A 15,570-nucleotide genomic window follows, 5' to 3' on the forward strand; every position below is an offset into this window, starting at 1 on the left:
GCATGGCAAATCAGTGGTACGACAAGGGCGTCGAGAAATTCGCGGCCGGACAATGCACCTGGGGCATTGGCAGCGCGGGCGACACCATCAAGGCGGTCGGCGTCTCAGCTTCCTACGCGTTCAGTCAGGCGCACGAGTTCCTGGCCGATGTGCCGTCACTCGCCCGGGTGTGCACGTCCCCGGCCCTGACTGGAAAGTCGTACACGGCTGGCGTTCTCGATGCCGATGACGCCCTGTTCACGGCGGTCACGGGCGCGCAGGTCATCGCCGCCGTCGTCTACAAGGACACCGGCAACGCCGCCACCTCGCCGCTGCTGTTCTATATCGACAGCATGACCGGTCTGCCGTTCACGCCGTCGGGTGCCGACGAGCTGATCACGTGGCCGAACGACGCCGGGAAGATCGCCGTTCTGTAATGGCCGGGTACAACGTCTATTTCGACGGCGCGAAGGTAAACGACGCGCTGGTGCCGGGCCCGACGTACACCCTCGATGGCCTGGCGTCCGTCACCGACTGCTCGGGCCGGATCAGGGCGACCTACGTCAACGACGCGGGGATCGAGTCGGACCTGTCGTCGCCCTTGCCGCCGGGCACGCTGGTGACGCTGGACTATCCTCGCGGCTCCGAGCTGTCACCCGCGGATCAGGCCGCGGTCGATGCGATCGTGGCGGCGTCGATGGCCGAGTCGAAACCCCCGGGTGTGGTGCTGGCCATCACCGGGCCGCGCGGCAACTACTTCCAGGCGTACGGCAACACCAAAGCGTCGGGCGGGCGTCCGGTCACGATCGACGACCACTTCCGCATCGCCTCGACCACAAAGAGTTTCACGTCCACGCTGGTGATGCGTTCGATCGCGGCCGGACGTTTGTCGCTGGACGGCACACTCGAGCAGTACCTCCCCGGCATCGGCATTGCCAATTCGTCGTCCATCACGATCCGGCACATGCTCACCATGCGGTCGGGCATCGCGGACTACAACGCCAGCCCCGCCGTGCTGCTCTACCTCATGCTCACCCCCACGGGCTCGTGGAATGAGCAGACGACGGTGAACTACATCCGTTCCGGCAAGCCACTTTTCACACCCGGGTCGGCCTATCAGTACAACAACGGCAATTTCGTTCTGCTGGGCCTGATCCTGAAAGCGGTGACGGGCAGCTACATTCGCGATCTGCTGATGGACGAGTTGATCACCCCGCTCGGCCTGATCGAGACGACATGGGACGTGAACGCCAGCGGCAAGGGCTCGCCGGTCGTCAAGCCTCCGGCTGGTGGCACCGCGCAGTGGAATCCCGACTTTCTCGGCGCAGCGGGCGCTCTGACCTCCACGGTTGGCGACCTGATCAAGTGGGCGCAGGCGATGCGCGACCACACCCGCCTCGACGCGGCGACGTGGGCGCACTGGACCGACCCCGACTCACCCACGAGCGACTTCCTTGGCTACCCGGCACCGTTCCCCGCGGGCACTCCGGTCCAGTTCGGATACGGGCTCGGGCTGGAGTCGACGGGAACGTGGTTCGGGCACAACGGATCTTGGCTGGGCTACGACGGTCAGACCGGTTTCGACAGCGTGTCTGGTGCGTGCATGGTGATCCTGGAGAACATGCAGACCACGACCGGCAATGGTCCGGTCCCGCTGGCCGCCTACACCACGATTTTCCGCAGGGTCGCCGAATACCTCTATCCGGGCAGCATGACCACGCAGCCGAACTACAAGCAGCCCACACCGTAGGAGGACTCATGGACTATCCGTGCCCGCAGTGCGGTCGTGCCCGTGTCATCCCGTCGGGCAGCAACACCCCGCGCTGCTACGAGTGCGAGCCCGTCGAACTGTGGATTGACGCCGCGAACGCCTACCTGGCGCACCACCCCGAGGCCGAGGGGGGTAGCTGATGCCGGGATGGTGGGCCGAACAGGTCATCGAGGTCGTCCCCGACGGCGCGCTACTGACCCTCACGGGCGGCACGCCCGAGGTCGACACCACGGCGCACTACTGGGCCAACCCCACGCCCGCGGTGCTCGCACTCACGGGCGGCCAGCCGTCAGTCACACTCAGCGATCACAAGGTCGTCGCCCCGTCGAGCGCCACGCTCACCCTCGCCGGCGGCCAACCGACGGTCACGGTGTTCGGCATCACGGGCATCGCGGCGACCAACGGCACGTCGGGAACGATCCCCACGCACGCCGCTGGTGACCTGATCGTCATCTTCGCGTTCGCCCGCAACAGCACCACCGTTCCGCCAGCACCCGCAGCGGGCGGCACCGTGCCCACCTGGTCGTTTGTCAACCAGGGCAACGCCGGCGCAGCGTGCGTCGGCGTCGTGGCAACCGCCGTCGCGACCGCCAACAACCACACCACTGGCACATGGTCCGGAGCTGACAGTGTGACCGCCGTCGTGATCCGCGGGCAGGCCGCATCGCCCATCGGCGGGCAGGCCGGTGGCGGCGCGTCCACACTCGACGCCACAGCCCCCGCCGTCACGCTCTCCAAGACGGATGGGTCGTCGATCCTGCTGCACTTCATGGGTGCTCGCACCGGCGGCGCGACGGTCACCTGGGGAGCCGCACCCGCGGGCTACACCAAGCGCACAGAGATCACCAGCGGCGGCCCGATCTGCGTCCTCACCAAGGACGCCACCACGACCGACGGCGCTGTGACCGTCACCCGAACCGGCGGCACGACCGGCTACTCGGGCCACACCATCGAAATCATCCGAGGCTGAAAGGCGATCACATGACCGCTGGCACATGGCAATTCACCAACACGACCCGAATCAAGCTGCTCAACGGGCAATTCAATCTCGCCACCGACAGCTTCAAACTCGCGCTGGTCACCTCCGCATCGAACATCGGCGCGGCATCGACCACATGGGCCGGGGTCACGGGCGAGGTGGCGAACGGCAGCGGGTACACCACGGGCGGCATCGCCGTCACCGCGAACCTGGCCGGGACCACGAGCGTCACCGCGAAGCTCGCAGCCAACGCCGTCTGGACGGCCGCGGGGTCGGGCATCACGGCCCGCTGGGCTGTGCTCTACGAGGTCGGCGGAGATGTCGTCGGCTATGTGCTGCTCGACAACACCCCGGCCGATGTCGTCGTTACCGCGGGCAACACGCTGACGCTCAACAGCACCACCACACCCGTCCTCACACTCGCCTGATCACCACGCACCCGCGCGCAACCACGTCTCTTCGCACGCCGGCGAGCACAGCTCATCGGTCACATCGTCGCGCAATACCTGGCCGCACACCAGGCACGTACCGCGATGCCGTGCCCGGTACAGCCAGCCGGTGAATGCCGCCCACAACCTCACCCGCAGCACCCTACCCACCCACGGAGGTCGCCATGCCCAAACCGCACAACCGGGCGCACCCATGACCCGCGCACTCACCACCATCGCCGCCGGAGCTGTCGGCGGCATCGCCCTCTCCTCGCTGCTCACGTGGATGTTCTTGTGGGGGTGTCCGCTCGTGGACAGAGACTTCGGCTCCGACTTCTCCTGAAGCATCCACATCGCTCACCCCGTAGCCATCCGGCTGCGGGGTTTCTTCGTCAAAAGGTCCCGTCATGCTGCAAAAACTCGCCGCACTCCTCGCCCAAGCACTCCTCAACGCCGCCATCGCCTGGATCAAAGACCCCGCCAACGCCGACGACGTGAAGGCCGCTGGCAACTTCATTGCCGATCGCGTCGCCGAGACGATCCCCGCTGCCGTCGACCAGGTCACCAATCTCATCCCGGGGCAGTGGGACGACAAGATCATTGACCCACTCGTCGCGAAGCTCGCGCCGTCGTTGGCGTCGCTGCTCGCCGGACAGTTCAACCTGGGCAGGGTTATCGGCGGGCTCGGCGGACTACTCGGCGGCAACAAGTGAGCTTCACCTGGTTCGCCGCGCGGCCGCTGCGAACTCGTGAGCAGGTTGCGCGCGAAGTCCACGCCGTATCACTGGCCCGCGGCCTCGACGAACTCGCAACCGTGCTGTGCCTCATGGGCATCTCCACCGAGGTCGGCACCGGCACCGGTGAGGAACGGCAGTGGTGGTGCCCAGCCAACGACCGCGTACCCGCCACCAAGAACTACCCGTTCGACTCGAAGTCCGACGACAACCGCTCATCGGGCTATCTGCAGCAGCAGCCCGGCCCGAACGGCGAACCGTGGTGGGGCACACCCGAAGACATGATGACCCTGCCACGAGCAGCGAACACGTTCCTCGAACGCCTCGCCGACGACTACGGCCGCGCTGCCAACAATCCCGCTCTCGCAGGCCAATTCGTTCAACGAGTCCAGGGATCAGCCTTCCCCGACCGCTACGCGGGCAAGTGGGACGAAGCCTGGACTGTCCTGCACCGCGCGCTGGCCGATCAGCCATCAACCCCAACCACACCGGAGGAACCCATGGGATGGACAGGCGACCCCGTCTGGCTCGAAGACGTCCTACGCCCCGCACTCGGCGACCGGCTCAAGACGCTGCCCGGCTGGCAGGACCGCGGCCACGGTGACTTCAAAGACATCCGTGGTGTCATGGTGCACCACACCGGTAACAGCCGCGAGACAGCGCAATCCATCGCCGACGGCCGCCCTGACCTTGAGGGCCCGCTGTCCAACCTGCACATCGCACCCGACGGCACCGTCACCATCGTCGCCGTCGGCGTCTGCTGGCACGCCGGCGCGGGCTCATACCCGTGGCTACCCACCGACAACGCCAACTGGCACATGATCGGCATCGAATGCGCCTGGCCCGACATCCGCCCAGACGGCACGTTCGACAAGGCTCAACGCTGGCCCGACGCGCAGATCATCGCGATGCGCGACACCTGCGCAGCTCTCGCGTTGAAGCTCGGCGTCCCCGCTACTCGGGTCATCGGCCACAAGGAATACGCCGGAGCGGCACAAGGCAAGTGGGACCCCGGGAACCTCGACATGCCATGGTTCCGCGGCGAAGTAGCCAAGGACATGCGCGGCGAGTTCGACAAGTCCACCCAGCCCGGACCGGCCCTGCCGCCCGACTACGCCAAAGAGGTGTGGGACCAGCTGCGTATCGAGTGGCCGCAGCTCGGCGGCCAAACCCTCGTCAACGCCATCGGGGAGATTCGCGACAAGGTCTGCGGCGTCACCGATTACGCCGACTGGAAGGCCGGAAAATGAACGGCCCCGACGGCAAGTGGATCGGACTCGGATTAGGGGACACTTCACCCGAAGTCGCAGCCTTCAAAGCGTTCCTGCTGAAGAAGTTCCAATGGGTGCGCGACTGGCCCGTATCCATCGGAGCCTCAGAAACATTCGACGTCACCCTCACTGATGTCGTGATGGAACTGCAGCGTCGATACCAATTTCCGGCATCCGGTGTTCTCAACTACGAACTCAAGGTCAAGTGCGGGTTCATCAAACCTGCCCCACCGGTGAAGCCGTGGCTGTTCACCGTCCACGGCACCGGGCAACCCGACCCGCTCGGGTCCGGCCTCCCCGCTGACACCGCGCGCGCGGTCCTGGATCTGTACCAGTGGCAGCCCATCGGAAACTACCCCGCCACAGCATTCCCCATGTGGCCATCCATCCTGCAAGGCGTCGCCGAGTTGATCGCCCAGATCAACGGCAAGGCAGGCAAGTTCGCACTCGCCGGATACTCGCAAGGCGCTGTCGTGGTGGGGCAGGTGCTCAAGCATCACATCATGGACCCCAAGGGCTCTCTGCATCACCGACTCGGGGACCTGACCAAGGTGGTGTTCTGGGGAAACCCCATGCGGCAACCCGGCATCCAAGCGTTCGACGAATGGATCCACCCCATCGCACCCCCCGACACCGGGGGCATCCTCGAGGACCGTCTCGAAGGGCTCGACACCGCGCCATTCCAGGTGCGGGACTACGCGCACGAACAAGACATGTACGCATCCTGCCCGTTCGATGACATGGGTGAAGACGAACGCGCCATCGCCAAAATCATCATGTGGAACAACGTCCTTGGCGGTTCTGACTCCATCCTCGCGCAGATCTTCGAACTGGTGCAGCGTCCCATCCCGGAGACCATCGCCATGTTCAAAGCGATCGTCGACGCTGGCGGGTTCTTCACTTCCACCGCCCACGGCTACAACATCGGGCCCGCGATCGACTTCCTCCGGAGCTGACGTGAGCACCTGCGACCTCTGCAAAGACACCTACACCGACTGGCCGGCCCATGCCCGCACGTGGCGGCATCGCTTCACCCTGTTCGTCGCTCGCATCTTCTACCTCGCCTGAAAGGGACCGTCATGAACTGGCAGCACTACTGGAAGTCCATCCTCGCGTTCGTCGCCCTGCTGGCGACCAATGTCGCCACACGCTTGGTCACCAACGGCGAACCACTGCCCGAGACCGGTAAGGACTGGATCACGTTCGCCATCACCACCATCGGCGGAACGTGGCTGGTGTACCGGAAGAGCAACGCACCCAAGGATGAGCCAGCGGCATGAGCGCGCCCATCCAGTCGGGGCCACCCACCCATTCGGCAGCGAACTCCCCGGCGAATACCACGGTGCAGCGGGACTGCTCACGCGCCAGCTGCCGGGCGCTCGGCGCCCAATGCGAGGAGCGGCGCGCCGGCACACCATGCAGGATCCCCGGTGGGTGACGTCTGCTGGCTGTGCCGCGGACAAATCACCTACTGGCCCCACCACGTTCGCACCTGGCGGCACCGCACCGCACTGCTACCGCTGATGCCGTTCATCCTGCTGCGCCGGGTGTGGCGGCGACTGTGCGGTGAGAAAGGACCCGGTGACCTGTGAACTGGTTCAACCCCGAGTTGTGGGACAACATCGGCGTCGTCGGCCTCGCCGTGATCACCGCCGGGTTCTTCGTCATGGCCCTGATGCGGGAGTGGCTGGTCATCGGCCGCTACTACCGCGCCACCGTCGCTGACCGGGACTCTGAGAACGCTGAACTCCGCAAAGCACTCGCCGCATCCACTGAAACGAACAATGTGTTGACTCGGGCGTTGATCGAGAAGAACGCCACGGATGACACCACCACGAAACTGCTCACGGCGTTCCGGGAGTTGGCGGAGGGGCGGGCGTGATGTGGCCCTGGCAGCGGCACCGCGCCGAACGGCGGAAAGCGCGCAGTGACCGGGAGATCGCCGCAGCCCAAGCGAACGCTGCGGAGGTGCAGCGGGAAGCGGCGAAGAAGCTGGCGGCGCAATCCCGCACCGTCACCGCGCGGCTGCGTTTCGAAATCGACAAGAACGGATGGACTGAGTTGCTGCAAAACGCGTGGGGGGCGCGCTGATGCGCTGGTTGTACTTCCTTGGACTCTTCGGCATCACTGGAACCATCGTCTCCGACATTTGGTGTGACATCGACTATGAGATCGCCGCCAACGTTTCCCTGATCTACATCGCTGTCCTGTCGGCGGTGTTCGCGGTCCGCTATGCGGGTTGGTCGAAGTGGTGGACCAACCGCATCGGGAAGGTGTACTTGGCGAAGTCAGCGATCCTGGCTTTGGTGTTGACGCAGGCGGTGTTGTCGGTGTGGTGGCAGGACGACTATCCGGGCCGGCAGATCATCCGGTTCATCATCTACAGCTTGGGCGCTGTGGTGTATGTGCCGATGCTGGTGACGTTGTGGCGTGAGCAGCGTCGGGATAGGCAGCGGCGATGACCGACCCACAATTAGAGCTGCACCGGACCGTCTACATCGCGGTCGTCATCGGCATGTGTGCCGTGCTGATGACCGCTGTGCTCATGATGTAGCGGGCCTGTCGTAGCCCCGCTGTACGCTCAGCCGCGCCACTCCAAGGGCATAGAGCCGCCCCCGAAGATTCGGGGGCGGCACTTTTTGTATGTCGAGGTGTCAGCAGGCGGCGACTGAGCTACGCGAAACGCTCGTGGTGAAGTCGTCAGCCTCCAGCAGTTTCGGCAGCCAGTTCTCCCAACCGTGCGTACCACCACCCGCCGCGTGGACAGCTGTACGCGCGGCCACGAAGGCTTTCGCGATCGCATCGGGGCGGTCGACGGCATCGACCGTGATGCAGATCTCGACTCGGCCGGCGTTGGCGTGCGAGCCGACATCGCCATCAACATCGGGGATCTGTGTGAGCGCTTCGGCGATCTGATCGAGATGGTTGTCCATCTCTTCATCGAAGGGAGCGCCCATGTCGAAGATCAGCTCGACGTAGTAGCTGGTCATCGTGTCTCACCTTCCTTCCAACATGATTGACGTCGAAACCACGCCAGTGTGTTCCTGAAGTAGTTGGGGTCACTGGGCGACTTGTGCACCGTCTTGCGGTGCTCACCGCATGGGCACAGGAATTTCCGGTACCCGTTTCGGGTGACCTCGATCCAACCCTGGGCCAGGATCTGATCGACAAGGTCCCTGACGTCTTTGTCATGCTTTCCCACTACCGCTGACGGTAGCCGATAGCGGTCTCGACTGGGTATCGAACTGGTTTTCGGTGTGCACCGAGCTCGACGGGCTGCGCGAAAAGTGGTCCGCAATCATGGACCACTTTGGCCAGGTGTCGCGAGCCGTTCATCGAGCAGCTGGTCGACCACCGCAGTCGATGTCACTGGCCGCCCATCCTCAACACACGCCCGCCGATACACCGCCAACAGGCGTAACTCTGTGTCGATCACCTCGATAGTCCGCATGTGTGGTTAGACGCAGCAGACAGTCGGACGGTTCCAGCGTGCAGGTCAACTACCATTTATGCATGGCGGGCAGGCCACCGCTGCGTATCGGGCAGCACGGCAAGGTGAAACGCATCGAGGTGGAACCCGGTGTGTGGATCGCCCGGTGCCGATACCGCGACACCGACGGGGTTACCCGCATCGTTGAACGCAAGAGTCCGCGGCGCGACCAACACGGCAAGCTCGCGGAAGACGAACTCGTAGCGTCGCTTGCCACCCGCAAGGCTCCCGGCGCCGGGGAGATCACGCCCGAGACGAAACTCATTGATCTGGTGGACCAGCACATCGAACGGCTAGAGGAAGACGGCCGGGCAATGCGCACCATCGACACCTACAAATACTGCGCACTGCAACTGCGCAAGCAGATAGCCGGAGTCCGCGTCCGGGAATGCACACCAGGTCGTATCGATGCCGCCATGCGCTCGATGCGCAATGCTCACGGGGACACCCTTGCGGCTCAAGCCAAGACGATCATGAAGGGCGGCCTGCAGCTCGCCGTCCGCGCCGAAGTGCTCACCACAAACCCGGCACGCGATGTCGACCCCCTGCAGCGGAAGAAGCCCAAGGGTGCGCCGAGCCTGACCGGCGACGAACTGCGCGAACTACTCGCCCGGATCCGCGCGTCAGAGTACTGCCAGGAGTCCGACCTCATTGACCCGATGACGCTATTCATCGGCACCGGTGGCCGCATCTCGGAAGTGTTGGGTTGGTGGTGGACGGACTTCAATCGCGCCGATTCCACTCTCGCGATCACGGGCAAGATCGTCAGGGCTCGCGGCAAGGGCCTACTTCGGATCGATGAGACGAAGTCGGATGCCGGCACGCGAACGCTGCCAGTCCCGTTGTTTGCTGTGGCCGTGCTGGATGCGCGCCGCAAGACGCCGTTCTACGGGCAGCAGAAGATGATCTTCCCGTCGACGGCAGGGACGTGGCGCGACCCCGACAACTTCCGCAAGCAGTGGCGCCGGGTGCGCGAGGAACTCAAGGCGCCTGACGTGACGAGCCACAGTTTCCGCAAGTCTGTAGCAACCCTGATCGATGACGAGGGGTTGTCTGCGCGCATCGCGGCCGATCACCTGGGGCACTCCAAGATCTCGATGACGCAGGACCGCTACATGGCGCGCGGCCGTACGCACACCATCGTGGCGAACATACTGGACAAGACGGTTGGTGACGTTAGCGATGAATAAGCGATGGATTGCCGTTCGGAAGAACAACTAAATAACACTTCTGACCTGCGCCCCCGGCAGGGATCGAACCTGCGACCAACCGCTTAGAAGGCGGCTGCTCTATCCGCTGAGCTACGGAGGCAACGCGGCTGAAGTGTATCTTCCCTGCCCGGGTGGACCGCCAATCGTGACACCCGGCAAAGCTGTCCCGCGGTCATCGGCGGCGGACTAGCGTGGACGCTGCACTTGGCAGCCGGGGAGGAAGAGGGATCGCGTTATGAGTGACGTGCCGGAATTGGACGCGGCCGGATTGCCCGAGGAACTGAGTGCCGTCGACCAGCTCCTGCACCGCGGCGAGGCCAATCCGCGTACCCGCTCCGGGATCATGGGCGTCGAGATCCTCGACACCACCCCTGACTGGGCGCGGTTCCGCACACGCTTCGAGAACGCGTCGCGCAAGGTGCTGCGCTTGCGTCAGAAGGTGGTCATGCCGTCGCTTCCGACGGCAGCACCGCGCTGGGTGGTGGACCCCGATTTCAACCTCGACTACCACGTGCGCCGGCTGCGGGTGCCTGCTCCGGGCACGCTGCGTGATCTGTTCGACGTCGCCGAGGTGGCGATGCAGTCGCCGCTGGACATCTCCCGGCCGTTGTGGAGTGCGACGCTCGTGGAAGGCCTCGAAGGTGGCCGCGCCGCGACCATCCTGCATCTGAGCCACGCGGTGACCGATGGCGTCGGCAGCATCGAGATGTTCGCCAGCATCTACGACCTGGAACGCGACCCTGAGCCCAGTCCGGCTCCGCCGCTGCCCATCCCGCAGGATCTGTCGCCCAATGACCTGATGCGCCAAGGCCTCAACCGGCTTCCGGCCGCCATCGCCGGCGGCGTGCTCGGGGCGTTGGGCGCGGGCGTACGCGCCGCGACGCGGGTGGTGCGCGACCCGGTCTCTGCGGTCAGCGGTGTGGTCGATTACGCCATGTCGGGTGCGCGGGTAATGGGCCCGGCGGCCGACCCGTCACCGCTGTTGCGTCGGCGCAGCCTTTCGTCGCGGACCGAGGCGATCGACATCAAATTCAGTGACCTGCACCGGGCGTCCAAAGCCGTCGGCGGCTCGATCAACGACGCGTACCTGGCTGGACTGTGCGGTGCGCTCCGGCTCTATCACGACGCGATGGGGATACCGATCCAGAACCTGCCGATGGCGGTGCCGGTGAACCTGCGCTCGGAGGATGATCCGGCAGGCGGCAACCGCTTTGCAGGGGTGAACATCGCCGCGCCCGTCGGCATCGTCGATCCGGAGCACCGCATGAAAGCGGTTCGCACCCAGATGACGAGCAAGCGCGAAGAACGTGCCATCGACATGGTCGGCGCGATCGCCCCGGTGCTCAGCTTCCTGCCGGACAACTTCCTGGAATCGGTGGCGGGCAACGTGGTGCACTCCGACGTGCAGGCCAGCAATGTGGCGATGTATCCGGGTGACACGTTCATCGCGGGCGCGAAGATCCTGCGCCACTACGGCATCGGCCCGCTGCCCGGCGTCGCGATCATGGCCGTGCTGATTTCGCGGGGCGGCTACGTGACTGTCACGACGCGTTACGACCGCGCGTCCATCACCAACGAGTCACTGTTCGCGCAATGCCTGCTCGACGGCTTCGACGAGGTGCTCGCGCTCGGCGGCGACGGTCGCGCCGCCCCGGCCACGTTCACCGCCGAGGCGCCTGCTCCGGCCGAAACCGCGTCGAATGGGAGCACAGCACAGTGACGTCACCAGGGCGGTCAGAAAAGTTGAAGCAGCGGCTGCCGGGCTCGTTGGCCGAAATCGAGGCGAGCCCAGCAGGTCCCGAGATCGGTGCGTTCTTCGATCTCGACGGCACGCTGGTGGCAGGGTTCACCGGAGTGCTGATGACCCAGGACCGGCTGCGGCGCGGGCAGATGAGTGTGGGTGAGTTCATCGGGATGGTCCAGGCGGGCCTGAACCATCAGCTCGGACGGTCCGAATTCGAGGATCTGATCGGCAAGGGCGCCCGCATGTTGCGCGGCAATTCGATGAGCGATCTCGACGAGCTGGGGGAGCGGTTGTTCGTCCAGCATGTGCGCGACCGGATCTACCCCGAGATGCGGGCCATGGTGCGGGCCCACATGGATCGCGGCCATACCGTGGTGCTCAGCTCGTCGGCGTTGACGGTCCAGGTCGAGCCCGTCGCACGATTCCTCGGCATCGACAACGTGCTGTGCAACAAGTTCCAAACCGACGACGACGGCCTCATCACCGGCGAAGTGCAGACACCGGTCATCTGGGGTCCCGGCAAAGCCCATGCAGTGCAGAAGTTTTCGGCGGAGAACGACGTCGACCTGGCGAAGAGTTACTTCTACGCCGACGGTGACGAGGACGTCGCCCTGATGTACCTGGTGGGCAATCCGCGGCCGACCAACCCGGCGGGCAAACTGGCTGCCGTCGCCGCGAAACGCGGCTGGCCGATCCTGCGGTTCAGCAGCCGCAGCGGCAGCAGCCCGGTGTCGCAGTTGCGCACCGCCGCAGGCTTCGCCTCGATGATGCCGCTGGCCGCAGGTGCCGTGAGCTGGGGCCTGCTCAACCGCAGTAAGCGCAGCGGCGTCAATCTCTTCACGTCGCTGATGGGCCGGGTTCTGCTGGGCGTCACCGGCGTCAACCTCAACGTGCTCGGCAAGGAGAACCTCACCGCCAAGCGGCCTGCGGTCTTCATCTTCAACCACCGCAACCAGGCCGACCCGGTGATCGCCGGAACTTTGGTCAGCGACAACTTCACCGGGGTCGGCAAGAAGGAGCTCGCCAACGACCCGCTGGTCGGCACGCTCGGCAAGGTGATGGACACCGCGTTCATCGACCGGGATGACCCCGAGAAGGCGGTCGAGAGCCTGCACAAGATCGAAGAGCTTGCCCGCAAAGGACTTTCAGTCCTCATCGCGCCGGAGGGCACCCGGCTGGACACCACCGAGGTGGGGCCCTTCAAGAAGGGGCCGTTCCGGATCGCCATGGCCGCAGGCATCCCGGTCGTCCCGATCGTCATCCGCAACGCCGAGGTGATCGCGGCCCGCGATTCCAGCACGTTCAACCCCGGGACGGTCGATGTCGCGGTATACCCACCTATCCCAGTGGACGATTGGACGCTCGACGAACTGCCGGAACGCATCGCCGAGGTACGGCAGATCTTCCTCGACACGCTCAAGTCGTGGCCCGATGACGAGCTGCCGTCCTTTCCGATCTACGAGCGGCCCCGCACCCGCAAACCGAAGATCCGCAGCGTTCCCAACAAAACCGGTGCGGCAGGGACCAATTCGGGTACCGGCCGGGTTGTGAAGGGTCGGCCGTGACAGCGCCCGAGGATTACTTCGCCAGTTTCAGCACCGCCGACGATGCCCTGGTGCTCGCGTCGGTGTCATCACCGGCGGAGCTCGAACTGCTCAACGACTGGCTCAGGACGCACCGCCGCGAGCATCCCGATTCCAAGATCGACGTGTTGCAGCTCCCCGCGACCGACGAACCGGCGCCCGGCGTGCTGGCCAGCCTGGTCGAGGAGTTGGAGGCCGACGAGGACCGGCTGGTGGTGCCGGTGCGGGTGTTCTGGGTGCCCGCCGGTCTGCCCACCCGGCTCAAGGTGGTCGGGCTGATCTCGGGCCGCGACACCTACCGGCCACCGGAGATCCTGCAGCGTCGGATCCTGCGCAAGGACCCGTCCCGCGCGCGGGTGGTCGCCGGCGAGCCGGCCAAGGTGTCCGAGCTGCACCGCCAGTGGAGTGAGCAGACGACAGCCGAAAGCCCAAGGGAATTCGCACGTTTCGTGTTACGGCGGGCGGCGCTGGCGATCGAGCGCGTGGAACTGCGGCTGCTGGGACCGGAGTACAAGTCGCCGCGCCTGATCAAGCCGGAGATGTTGGCCTCGGCGCGATTTCGTGAGGGGCTGGACAAGATCCCCGGCGCCACCGTGGAAAAGGCCGGCGAGATGCTCGACGAGCTGTCCACCGGGTGGAGCCGGTTCTCGGTCGATCTGATCCCCGCGCTGGGCCGGCTGTTCAGCCGCGGATTCGACCCGCGTATCGACTACGACCGCGACCAGGTCGAGAAGATGCGGCACAACCTGGAGACCCACCCGGCGGTTCTGCTGTTCTCCCACCGGTCCTACCTGGACGGCGGCATCGTTCCACTGGCCATGCAGGAGAACCGGTTACCCCCGGTGCATACCTTCGCCGGGATCAACCTGTCCTTCGGGGTGATGGGTCCGCTGTTGCGCCACTCCGGGGTGATCTTCCTGCGCCGCAAACTCGACGACCCGCTGTACAAATACGTGCTCCGACAGTACGTCGGCTACATCGTCGAGAAGCGGTTCAATCTCAGCTGGGCCATCGAGGGCACGCGTTCTCGCACCGGAAAGATGTTGCCGCCCAAGCTCGGTCTGCTCGCCTACGTGGCCGACGCCTACCTGGACGGTCGCAGCGACGACATCCTGCTGCAGCCGGTGTCGATCAGCTTCGATCAGCTGCACGAGACCGCCGAGTACGCGGCCTATGCCCGCGGCGGCGAGAAAAGGCCGGAGAGCTTCAGCTGGCTCTACGACTTCGTCAAGGCTCAGGGCGAACGCAACTACGGCAAGATCTACGTGCGGTTCCCCGAAGCGGTTTCGATGCGCCAGTACCTCGGCGAGCCGCACGGCCCGATGGTGGAGGACGAGGCCGCCAAGCGGCTGGCCATGCAGAAGATGGCCTTCGAGGTGGCGTGGCGCATCCTGCGGGTCACGCCCGTCAACGCGACCGGGCTGGTGTCGGCGCTGCTGCTCACCACCAAGGGGGTGGCGCTCACCCTCGAGCAGTTGCACCACACCCTGCAGGACTCGCTGGACTACCTGGAGCGCAAGAACACCCCGGTGACCAACAGCGCACTGCGGCTGCGGACCCTGGAGGGGGTGCGCTCGGCGGTGGACGCGTTGTCCAACGGGCACCCGGTGACGCTTGTCGACGGTGGCCGCGAGCCGGTGTGGCGGATCGCCCCGGAGAACGAATTGGAAGCGGCGTTCTACCGCAACTCGCTCATCCACGCGTTCCTCGAGACGTCGATCGTCGAACTCGCCCTCGTGCACGCCGCGCACGCCGCGCACGATCCGCTGCAGGCGTTCTGGGATCAGGTCATGCGGCTGCGCGATCTGCTCAAGTTCGACTTCTACTTCGCCGATTCGGCCGCGTTCCGGGAAAACATCGCCGAGGAGATGTCCTGGCATACCCGCACGCGAGGAGGAGAAGGCGAGCCCCGCACGCGAGGAGGACAAGGCGACTCGGGCTGGGAGGCGCATGTGTCGGCCGGCGGTGAGGAGATCTTCCAACTGCTGCGCGCCAAGCGACCCTTGATCGCCGGTGCCATGCTGCGGCCGTTCTTCGAAGCCGACGAGATCGTCGCGGACGTACTGCGGGACGCACCCGCCGAGATCTCCGAGAAAGAACTCACCAAGCGCGCGCTGGGCCTGGGTGCACAGCAGGTCGCGCAAGGCCGGATCCAGAGCAACGAGGCGGTGTCGGCCCTGCTGTTCGCCACGGCACGTCAGGTCGCCGCCGACCAGAACCTGCTGACGCCCGCAGCCGACCTCACCGAGCGCCGCAAGGCGTTCCTGCACGAGATCCGCGCCATCCTGGCCGACATGACCCAGGTCGAACAGATCGCCCGCGATCGCTTCTTCACCGAGGAGCGGCGCCGCCACCGGGAGCGCGCCGGTTCGGCCTAGCC

20 protein-coding genes and 1 tRNA gene are annotated in these 15,570 nt (G+C 65.4%); 18 read left to right on the top strand and 3 right to left on the bottom strand.

The features are described from left to right. Window positions 1–2 precede the first annotated feature (2 nt). Genes BTO20_RS11595 through BTO20_RS11610 form a run of 5 tightly spaced genes read left to right on the top strand, consistent with a single transcriptional unit; the run spans window position 3 to window position 3,157 of the window. The gene (locus tag BTO20_RS11595; RefSeq protein ID WP_087075979.1) at window positions 3–416 is read left to right on the top strand and encodes a hypothetical protein; all 414 of its coding nucleotides are present in this window, start codon (window positions 3–5) and stop codon (window positions 414–416) included. Beyond that, entirely contained in the window at window positions 416–1,729 is a 1,314-nt protein-coding gene (locus tag BTO20_RS11600) for a serine hydrolase domain-containing protein (RefSeq protein ID WP_087075980.1), read from the top strand. Before BTO20_RS11595 ends, BTO20_RS11600 begins: the two co-directional genes overlap by 1 nt. 8 nt (window positions 1,730–1,737) lie before the next feature. After that, a complete protein-coding gene (locus BTO20_RS39260; RefSeq protein ID WP_157680197.1) occupies window positions 1,738–1,890 on the top strand; it encodes a hypothetical protein in 153 nt (50 codons plus the stop codon). Further along, window positions 1,890–2,720 (top strand): hypothetical protein, encoded by an 831-nt coding sequence (locus BTO20_RS11605; RefSeq protein ID WP_232491114.1) that lies wholly within the window; start codon window positions 1,890–1,892, stop codon window positions 2,718–2,720. The genes BTO20_RS39260 and BTO20_RS11605 overlap by 1 nt, the downstream gene beginning before the upstream one ends. A gap of 11 nt (window positions 2,721–2,731) precedes the next feature. Further along, window positions 2,732–3,157 carry a hypothetical protein gene (locus BTO20_RS11610; protein ID WP_087075982.1) on the top strand — a complete coding sequence of 142 codons (426 nt, stop codon included), beginning with the start codon at window positions 2,732–2,734 and terminating at the stop codon, window positions 3,155–3,157. On the opposite strand, the gene BTO20_RS39265 is transcribed toward BTO20_RS11610, so the two are convergent. Continuing rightward, a complete protein-coding gene (locus tag BTO20_RS39265; RefSeq protein ID WP_157680198.1) occupies window positions 3,158–3,310 on the bottom strand; it encodes a hypothetical protein in 153 nt (50 codons plus the stop codon). Window positions 3,311–3,371: 61 nt separating this feature from the next. Between BTO20_RS39265 and BTO20_RS41105 the strand changes: the two genes are divergently transcribed. The 9 genes from BTO20_RS41105 to BTO20_RS11645 all read left to right on the top strand — a co-directional run bounded on the left by BTO20_RS41105 (window position 3,372) and on the right by BTO20_RS11645 (window position 7,624). Next, on the top strand, window positions 3,372–3,500 hold the full coding sequence (locus BTO20_RS41105) for a hypothetical protein (protein WP_269770344.1): 129 nt from the start codon (window positions 3,372–3,374) through the stop codon (window positions 3,498–3,500). 64 nt (window positions 3,501–3,564) lie between these two features. Next, window positions 3,565–3,870, top strand: a complete 306-nt coding sequence (locus BTO20_RS11615; protein WP_087075984.1) for a hypothetical protein — start codon at window positions 3,565–3,567, stop codon at window positions 3,868–3,870. Between the two features lie 521 nt (window positions 3,871–4,391). Beyond that, complete coding sequence (locus tag BTO20_RS11620) at window positions 4,392–5,141, top strand: peptidoglycan recognition protein family protein (protein WP_087081969.1); 750 nt, start codon at window positions 4,392–4,394, stop codon at window positions 5,139–5,141. Next, a complete protein-coding gene (locus BTO20_RS11625; protein WP_087075986.1) occupies window positions 5,138–6,118 on the top strand; it encodes an alpha/beta hydrolase family protein in 981 nt (326 codons plus the stop codon). Before BTO20_RS11620 ends, BTO20_RS11625 begins: the two co-directional genes overlap by 4 nt. A gap of 123 nt (window positions 6,119–6,241) precedes the next feature. Further along, the gene (locus BTO20_RS11630) at window positions 6,242–6,442 is read left to right on the top strand and encodes a hypothetical protein (protein WP_087075988.1); all 201 of its coding nucleotides are present in this window, start codon (window positions 6,242–6,244) and stop codon (window positions 6,440–6,442) included. A gap of 150 nt (window positions 6,443–6,592) precedes the next feature. Beyond that, window positions 6,593–6,754: a hypothetical protein gene (locus BTO20_RS39270; RefSeq protein WP_157680199.1), complete on the top strand. Its 162-nt coding sequence runs from the start codon at window positions 6,593–6,595 to the stop codon at window positions 6,752–6,754. Continuing rightward, window positions 6,751–7,044 carry a hypothetical protein gene (locus tag BTO20_RS11635; protein ID WP_087075990.1) on the top strand — a complete coding sequence of 98 codons (294 nt, stop codon included), beginning with the start codon at window positions 6,751–6,753 and terminating at the stop codon, window positions 7,042–7,044. Before BTO20_RS39270 ends, BTO20_RS11635 begins: the two co-directional genes overlap by 4 nt. Continuing rightward, window positions 7,044–7,253, top strand: coding sequence for a DUF7620 family protein (locus tag BTO20_RS11640; RefSeq protein ID WP_087075992.1), 210 nt, complete (start codon window positions 7,044–7,046; stop codon window positions 7,251–7,253). Before BTO20_RS11635 ends, BTO20_RS11640 begins: the two co-directional genes overlap by 1 nt. Then, the gene (locus BTO20_RS11645) at window positions 7,253–7,624 is read left to right on the top strand and encodes a putative phage holin (RefSeq protein WP_087081971.1); all 372 of its coding nucleotides are present in this window, start codon (window positions 7,253–7,255) and stop codon (window positions 7,622–7,624) included. The genes BTO20_RS11640 and BTO20_RS11645 overlap by 1 nt, the downstream gene beginning before the upstream one ends. 192 nt (window positions 7,625–7,816) lie before the next feature. Here the strand turns inward: BTO20_RS11645 and BTO20_RS11650 are convergent, their stop codons facing one another. After that, the gene (locus BTO20_RS11650; RefSeq protein ID WP_198344348.1) at window positions 7,817–8,152 is read right to left on the bottom strand and encodes a hypothetical protein; all 336 of its coding nucleotides are present in this window, start codon (window positions 8,150–8,152) and stop codon (window positions 7,817–7,819) included. Between the two features lie 523 nt (window positions 8,153–8,675). On the opposite strand from BTO20_RS11650, the gene BTO20_RS11655 reads away from it, so the two are divergent. Beyond that, window positions 8,676–9,842, top strand: coding sequence for a site-specific integrase (locus tag BTO20_RS11655; RefSeq protein ID WP_087075994.1), 1,167 nt, complete (start codon window positions 8,676–8,678; stop codon window positions 9,840–9,842). 48 nt (window positions 9,843–9,890) lie between these two features. Here BTO20_RS11655 and BTO20_RS11660 read toward each other — a convergent pair. After that, window positions 9,891–9,963, bottom strand: a tRNA-Arg gene (locus BTO20_RS11660). 135 nt (window positions 9,964–10,098) lie between these two features. Here BTO20_RS11660 and BTO20_RS11665 point away from each other — a divergent pair. The 3 genes from BTO20_RS11665 to BTO20_RS11675 are packed head-to-tail and all read left to right on the top strand — an operon-like array spanning window position 10,099 to window position 15,568. Next, the gene (locus BTO20_RS11665) at window positions 10,099–11,583 is read left to right on the top strand and encodes a wax ester/triacylglycerol synthase family O-acyltransferase (protein WP_087075995.1); all 1,485 of its coding nucleotides are present in this window, start codon (window positions 10,099–10,101) and stop codon (window positions 11,581–11,583) included. Further along, window positions 11,580–13,172: an HAD-IB family hydrolase/lysophospholipid acyltransferase family protein gene (locus BTO20_RS11670; protein WP_087075996.1), complete on the top strand. Its 1,593-nt coding sequence runs from the start codon at window positions 11,580–11,582 to the stop codon at window positions 13,170–13,172. The genes BTO20_RS11665 and BTO20_RS11670 overlap by 4 nt, the downstream gene beginning before the upstream one ends. Next, the gene (locus tag BTO20_RS11675; RefSeq protein WP_087075998.1) at window positions 13,169–15,568 is read left to right on the top strand and encodes a glycerol-3-phosphate 1-O-acyltransferase; all 2,400 of its coding nucleotides are present in this window, start codon (window positions 13,169–13,171) and stop codon (window positions 15,566–15,568) included. The genes BTO20_RS11670 and BTO20_RS11675 overlap by 4 nt, the downstream gene beginning before the upstream one ends. Window positions 15,569–15,570: the final 2 nt, after the last annotated feature.

This window comes from Mycobacterium dioxanotrophicus (assembly GCF_002157835.1).
Taxonomy (GTDB): Bacteria; Actinomycetota; Actinomycetes; order Mycobacteriales; family Mycobacteriaceae; genus Mycobacterium; species Mycobacterium dioxanotrophicus.